Here is a 6,235-nt window from a genome sequence, read left to right as displayed (position 1 = left end):
TGAATAGTTTCAACAACACCGCAGAGGCATGCAAAATCTCACCATAACGATAAGTGCATATATTGTCTTCCACCCTGACCACGGTGTCGACCCTCTGATACTTTGGGATTTCGGTGCTCCATAGCTATCCCTGCTATCTTGCTGTCTACGCTTAGCCTGCGCGTTACCGTAGCAGACTCAAGACTCGCTTCAAATGCTGTGGTTAGCAGCTTATTTGATGGGGCTTCCACCCACCGGACTATATACCCTTTGCTGGACGCACGGTCAGACCCCAACATTCTTTTAAACCACATATTTAGGAGGATATGTCAAGATATTTATATAAAAAAATCCAAAATATAAGCCCAGAATCGTTGATTTTTCAGCATTCTGGGCTTAAGTTGACCACATTGCGGTCAGACCCGAACAGGTTCAAACCGGACAGATTTAAGAGGGGCAATCTAATGGTATATCTTCTATTGCGCAACAAATAATTGATGCAAGTTGGTTTATAGCATTTTCACATATATAAATAGATTGGCTTTCAGCTATAATAGATGGATGTCCAATTTTGTTTCGCAAAGCAGTAAATTGATCTTCTTGTTCATTTTGCCTTGCGCCAGGACGGGTACTTGGAGATAAGCTTAATGTTATTCCAACTCTTGAACAGTTGTCGGAAACATAACGCACAACTTGTTTTTGGCTTTCGTTTGAACTAGAATATATTTCTTTTACTAAGCTCATTAAATAAGCATACATAGCCATATATTTCTGAATTATATTCTTTCCCTGAAGTAACAAAAATAAAATATCATATTTATCTTTTTTGCTTTGGTAATTCGAAACGTTAATATCTTGAATCCATTTCTCTAATTGCTCATTCCCATCCAAAACGGATTTTGTAACTGCAGAATCTCTTATATGAATATAATCACATAGTGTAATGCTTTTTTCTTTTAATAAGTTTGTCTTTGAGAGTTGAGTAGTTGGCTTAAGCAGGACACTTGAATATGGTAAACTGTTTTTTATAAGCGAAATCATCATAGTACTAAGATATAAAATTAAATACTTAATTATTTGCAAAGCAGAATCTTCATTAATTTCAAGAGAATCATGTAAATAAAAAGTTGCCTGGCTAATATCTGAAGATATGATTATTTTATTTATAAATTCATCATTACTGAGAATATATTCCGCATCTTTGTCAAATGTAAAAGAGTTTGTATAATCATTTTGCTTGATTCCTAAAATATCAAAAATAGCATATTTCTTATTTTCCATATTAAATCCTTCTCTTTAATTTTACCTAACTTTTATAATATTTACAGTTGAATATGGTAGCTTTCTTGAAGTATAACGTGTACTTCATAGGGTCAGACCACGGAAGCTTCTCAAATGCTATAATTTTTTTAATGTTGCATTTCGAATGATTTTTGAGTATACTATAAATGAGTCAAAAGCTTGCCGGTCATCACGGCTAGAATATGATGAACGTGTATGTTTAACTTCCGCAAGCGACGGGGTGCTTCAAAGCGTAGAGTATCGCTTACTTGTAAGAAGAGTCTACTGAAAAGTAGATTCTTCTTTTTTAGAAAGGACAACTTGTTATGAAACTTGTTACGATAAATAATTCACTATTACTCAAATACCATGAAGATCCAGAAGTACTTCAAAAATCTACTCGACCTTATGTACTAGTCATACGTCTGAAATATAGGAACACCAATTATGACTTTGCCATCCCCATTCGCTCAAACATCCCAGCCTCTGCACCAAAGAATCAATATTTTGCATTACCACCTCGTCCACAGACAAGACCCAAAAACCGTCATGGTTTACATTACATAAAAATGTTTCCTGTCACAAAACAATACCTTATCCGCTACCGTACAGATGGAAACCGCTTTGCTGCTTTAATTCAAACCATTATTGATAAGAACAGCAAACAAATTGTTAATGAATGTCAACGTTATCTCGATCTTTATAGTCAAGGCATTAAACCTTTATATTCAACAGACATTGACTATCTTATAGAACAACTTTACAAATAAACTACTGCCACCTTCACTGGTGGCTTTTTTCTTCTCTCTTTCCACTCTATATCCAATTTTATTCTTCTTTTATAGATCTTTTATCGTTACTTTATCCTTCTTAGTTGTACTTCATGGAGACAGACCTTGACATCCTTCTATCTTCATTCGGAATCCACCAGAACCACTATAGAAGTTCACACACATTTGACACATTGACAGGATAACAGAACAATAGCAGAACTTTGATAGCAAAACCTTGTTCCTATACTCTATGTCTCTCTCAAAACATATTTTACTCGTTTTGTTTGTTCTGACATAAAGCTTGATTCTAGCATTACCTATTAATTGATCTGCAAACTTTATACTTTCTTAGATTTCTTCGAATCAATCGGTCCTTATTTTTCGCCTCTATATGCGTATCAAAATATTCCGTTTTTCCATTTTCAGACTGCCTGACCAACGATGGCGGAATAAAAGCTCCGTCTGTATCAATGATCTGAATCACCTTAAGGATATCATCCGCTACTATGAAGGGATTTTTAAGCAGATACTTTTGGATTTCCTTATCAATCCGTTCCTCAATATATTTTACCGTCATGTTTTCGTCTGCAGTGATATCTGTATGGAGCACGTCAAATTCTATATCATGATCGTTTACCAGTTTCGTAAATATCACAGCCAGTGCATCTTCATCCGTCGGCCCTTCTACAAGAAACAGAATAACTTTTTTAGTCATTAGCACGTATCCTTCCTGCCCGCCTCATAGCAAGCTCCATCTCATATATATTTGTTTCATTGTAGAGCTTTTCTTTTTGCCCGCCAAGCTTAATCGTCCGCAAATAAGATAATCGGGTATTTTGCGTATTTTTGATATACGTAGATTTTATATAGCAATTCTCGGGATTCACAGTCGTATAAAGCAGAGAATCGTTTTCAAGGATTTCCAATGGGCGTAAGTTATGTGACGTAAAAATTAATTGTCCTTTAGCTTTATCCTGCATAACTTCCAGGCATTCTCCCAGTAAATACTCATAAATACCAGAATCCAGCTCGTCTACCACAAGACAATAAGACTCCCTGTTATAGCAGGCAACTAAATTACTGCAAATAGAAATCAGCTTCTTTATTCCTGCGGATTCATATAAAAGCGGAATCCGGTTCTCTCCACGCATGGCAATGATTTCAAACTGCACTCCGTCTTTTCCATCCTTCAGCAGCTTATCAAACGCATTATAAATTTCTATGTTGATCTCAGGTATTAATGATTTCATTACAATGTTGATCTGCTTGATCGTATTTGCTACATAAGGAAAAACTTCTTTTGGCACCACATTTATATCTGTGAAGCGTAAGAAGATGCCTTCACCTTTTTTTGGTATCGTGTCCGGCCAGTCAATATTAACGGGCATATTTTCCAGATTTAAGGATAAATAACCGTATTGCGCGTTTTCAACAACAGCAAGATCATAAATTCCATATTTCTGAAAACACTGGCTCAGTAGAGAAAGCAATGCAGCCTCACCCTCGGCTTTTTCAAAGACTTCCTGCGCTTTTCTTGAAAATAAAAAGGAACTTACTTCCGGAACGCCCTTTTCCTCATTATAATTCTGCGTTGCCTGCTCTGCGACTCCAAGTGCAATAACATTCTGGATATCCTTAGAAAAACGCTCATACAATTTCAACGGACGAAAAAGTTCTTTCCTTCCTTTTTGGTAATCAAAAACAGGTGTGATACGTTTTCCTTCCGACATTTCTCTCTGACTGAATTTTTCTTTGCTGATGCAGAAGCTCTTTTTACCGTTTTTCTGCAGTTCAATTTCATATTCTACCAGATAGCATTTTTCTTCCATTTTCAGCTCAAAGCGATACTTTACAGTGGAGGTATCACTTGCTTCATTTATATAGTAATAAAAATTCGACGGGATCTGACGTCCGGAAAGAAGATATTTCAACAATACCATACAGTCCACAATTACTGTTTTTCCAGATCCATTAGCTCCATAGATTCCTAAAATGCTTCCTTTTTTATTTTGGGGCATTTCAATTTCACCGTGTATTACGTTTTTTATGTTGTTTATCTCCATTCCCAAAAGCCGAATAACGTACTTCATCTCCATCACATCTCCTTTCAGTTTCATTCACCTGTACTCAGTATATCTTATTATATTGCAAAAATCAATTCTTATTGTACTTTTGTTAATATTTTTAACATTTTTCTTTTTACTTTTCTTGTAAACATACACGTATCTTGCTTATTGTAGATGCTTCTAAGATAAAGGATAATTCCTAATTATCCATGTTCCCAGTAGTCTTAAACCATTATATTAATTATGAAATAAAAGGGGGAAACATATTATGAGATTGCTTATATTGGCTACAACGAAATTTGCACCTACATATAATGAAAAACTTATATCACAGATTAATTATTTTAATAGCTTTGACAATATGAAGGCAGATATTTTTATTGATGCTTCTTTAGTAGAAATTGAAAAAATGTTAAGTACATCACAGTATGATCTTATTTATCCAACAACTGTTTTTGATTATAGTAATGACGGATCAAGTATTATTTCATTTAATTCATATTTATACAAATTATTAGAGTATTATAATATAAATTATATTGGAAGCCCACTTTTTTCTCATTTGTTGTTAAATGATAAAGCACTTACAAATTTAGAGTCAGGAATGGGACTTCCAAATCAAATTGTTACAAGACAAGCATGGATTGCTAATAGAAAATCTGTCGAAAAAAAATTATTAACCTTTAAACTACCGGCAATTGTAAAACCAAATACATTAGCTGCATCATTAGGCATTGATGAATCTTCTATAATATGGAATACTGATGATTTTGGAAAAATTATTGATCAACGTTTTCAAAGCTTCCCACATCTTACCGAAATACTAATAGAATCGTATCTGAACGATGCTACAGAATATACGGTTTCCATAACAGGAAATACGGGAAGGTATTTATTTAATGTATCTAAATTGAAATCTAAAACCCAGCATCATGCATTGCATTCATATAATAGTAAGCTTACCATTTCAGAAAAAAGAGATTTTACATATGTTATTGAAGACAACCGTGGAGTATTATATGAACTTCAAAAGCATACAGAACAACTTTTTGAGCAAATGCATCTTCGCGATATGGCCAGATTTGATTATTTGCAAGATAAAAATGGAAAATTATATTTGATAGATGCAAACTCGCTTCCTGCTTTGTCTAATAATTATCTATATGAATATATTTCTACCGGACGGTTGCGTTTAGAACAATTGTTATTGCTAATTTGTTTAGTAGCACAAAAAAGAATTGGATTAAAAATAAACACTAAATTATTAGAGGAATATCCTGTTGAAATTGTCAGGGCTCTGTTTTAAACAGGACCCTGACAATTCAATAATTCATCAATGTTTTTTTGAAGTTTTTGCGCTTCAAGAAAATATAAATGATCAGTTGCATTGAGGCTTTCGTAATAACTTATAGCATAAGCGATATACCTTTGGGCCTCTCGTAATAATGAAATATCTGATCTGTTATGCTCAAGAATAATTTGTGCAAATTTTCTGCAGCAGTCACAATATAATGCCGGTTTGGATCAGGATAGCTGGACATTTCGCCAAAGAAATCAAAAGTTGATTTTGAATTCGGAAGTTCGATCCTGGAACCATCTACTGCAAAAAGATGATAACCCTGCCACAGCTTTCTTGAAGGGATCTGGCTGTAAAACAGATCAACAGAAAGATAATAAAGTTCCTTGAACAGTGAAGGATTAATGAACTGTCTGGCTTTGGAAAGTGCCTGTTTTGAAACATCCGGAAAAGAAAGCGTGCCCAGTTCTTCTCTGATCTGTGAAAGATTCTGGAACATGGAAGCTTTTGAAGAGAAGAACAGATAAATAATAACTTGCAAAAGTGAAAGTTTTCTTCGCCGTACAAAATGTTTTTCCACCCGATGGGGTTCCAGTTTAACTTGATCTGTGATATAATCTTTAATGGATTGGACGATATTTTTACAAATATTAGTTCGATTCATATGGCATACCTCCTACGTATTGGAATAGATAAATATTTCGCTGGTAACGTAATATTGCTTAATCTATAAACCACATATTTAGGAGGATATGTCAAGATATTTATATAAAAAAATCCAGAATATAAGCCCAGAATCGTTGAATTTTCAGCATTCTGGGCTTAAGTTGACCACATTG

The 6,235-nt window shown here is 34.4% G+C and carries 6 protein-coding genes; 2 read left to right on the top strand and 4 right to left on the bottom strand.

The features are described 5' to 3' along the window. Nucleotides 1–426: 426 nt before the first annotated feature. A complete protein-coding gene (locus KQI87_RS10470) occupies nucleotides 427–1,260 on the bottom strand; it encodes a hypothetical protein (protein ID WP_216460100.1) in 834 nt (277 codons plus the stop codon). A 326-nt stretch (nucleotides 1,261–1,586) separates the two neighbouring features. On the opposite strand from KQI87_RS10470, the gene KQI87_RS10465 reads away from it, so the two are divergent. Beyond that, nucleotides 1,587–2,030 carry a hypothetical protein gene (locus KQI87_RS10465; RefSeq protein ID WP_216460099.1) on the top strand — a complete coding sequence of 148 codons (444 nt, stop codon included), beginning with the start codon at nucleotides 1,587–1,589 and terminating at the stop codon, nucleotides 2,028–2,030. A gap of 316 nt (nucleotides 2,031–2,346) precedes the next feature. Here KQI87_RS10465 and KQI87_RS10460 read toward each other — a convergent pair whose 3' ends face one another. Beyond that, nucleotides 2,347–2,748, bottom strand: coding sequence for a hypothetical protein (locus KQI87_RS10460; protein WP_216460098.1), 402 nt, complete (start codon nucleotides 2,746–2,748; stop codon nucleotides 2,347–2,349). Then, entirely contained in the window at nucleotides 2,741–4,123 is a 1,383-nt protein-coding gene (locus KQI87_RS10455) for an AAA family ATPase (protein ID WP_216460097.1), read from the bottom strand. Before KQI87_RS10455 ends, KQI87_RS10460 begins: the two co-directional genes overlap by 8 nt. A gap of 244 nt (nucleotides 4,124–4,367) precedes the next feature. Between KQI87_RS10455 and KQI87_RS10450 the strand changes: the two genes are divergently transcribed. After that, nucleotides 4,368–5,405, top strand: a complete 1,038-nt coding sequence (locus tag KQI87_RS10450) for a hypothetical protein (RefSeq protein WP_216460096.1) — start codon at nucleotides 4,368–4,370, stop codon at nucleotides 5,403–5,405. A 100-nt stretch (nucleotides 5,406–5,505) separates the two neighbouring features. Here the strand turns inward: KQI87_RS10450 and KQI87_RS10445 are convergent, their stop codons facing one another. Next, entirely contained in the window at nucleotides 5,506–6,060 is a 555-nt protein-coding gene (locus KQI87_RS10445; RefSeq protein WP_216460095.1) for a hypothetical protein, read from the bottom strand. Nucleotides 6,061–6,235 lie beyond the last annotated feature (175 nt).

It is taken from the genome of Blautia sp. MSJ-9, assembly GCF_018919065.1.
Lineage (GTDB): Bacteria > Bacillota > Clostridia > Lachnospirales > Lachnospiraceae > Blautia_A.
This window is presented reverse-complemented; position numbering and strand designations above follow the sequence as displayed.

Coding starts and splice junctions, on each gene's coding strand:
- KQI87_RS10465 (WP_216460099.1), top strand. CDS start 1,587: ATGAAACTTGTTACGATAAATAATTCACTATTACTCAAATACCATGAA.
- KQI87_RS10470 (WP_216460100.1), bottom strand. CDS start 1,260: ATGGAAAATAAGAAATATGCTATTTTTGATATTTTAGGAATCAAGCAA.
- KQI87_RS10460 (WP_216460098.1), bottom strand. CDS start 2,748: ATGACTAAAAAAGTTATTCTGTTTCTTGTAGAAGGGCCGACGGATGAA.
- KQI87_RS10450 (WP_216460096.1), top strand. CDS start 4,368: ATGAGATTGCTTATATTGGCTACAACGAAATTTGCACCTACATATAAT.
- KQI87_RS10445 (WP_216460095.1), bottom strand. CDS start 6,060: ATGAATCGAACTAATATTTGTAAAAATATCGTCCAATCCATTAAAGAT.
- KQI87_RS10455 (WP_216460097.1), bottom strand. CDS start 4,123: ATGAAGTACGTTATTCGGCTTTTGGGAATGGAGATAAACAACATAAAA.